Source organism: Cobetia sp. SIMBA_158 (assembly GCF_046566945.1).
GTDB lineage: Bacteria > Pseudomonadota > Gammaproteobacteria > Pseudomonadales > Halomonadaceae > Cobetia > Cobetia amphilecti.
The window spans coordinates 1-279 of sequence record NZ_JAWJYL010000251.1; the positions used below are offsets into that span (position 1 = coordinate 1).

Here is a 279-nt window from a genome sequence, read left to right on the forward strand (position 1 = left end):
CTTTGCAAACGGCGCGCGAGATCGCGCAGAAAAGCCCCGACGCGATTCGCGCCGCGAAGCGTCTGTTGCACGTGGCCTCGCGCGGCGACGCGGCAGCCACGCTGATCGCCGAATCGGTCGAGCAGGATGCGCTGATCGGCGGCGCGAATCAGCGTGAAGCCGTGCTCGCGAACGTCGAGCAACGCGCGCCGCGCTTCGTCGCGGCCACGCCGCATCGCGTGGAAGAACCGTCATGAACGCACCGCAATTGCCGTAATTCGAAACGCTGCGCTACGCGGT

Annotated in this window: 1 pseudogene; it reads left to right on the plus strand. The window is 67.0% G+C overall.

The features are described from left to right. Nucleotides 1-236: pseudogene (locus R2R70_RS19845) on the plus strand (hypothetical protein); the annotation flags it as partial. Between the last annotated feature and the right edge of the window lie 43 nt (nucleotides 237-279).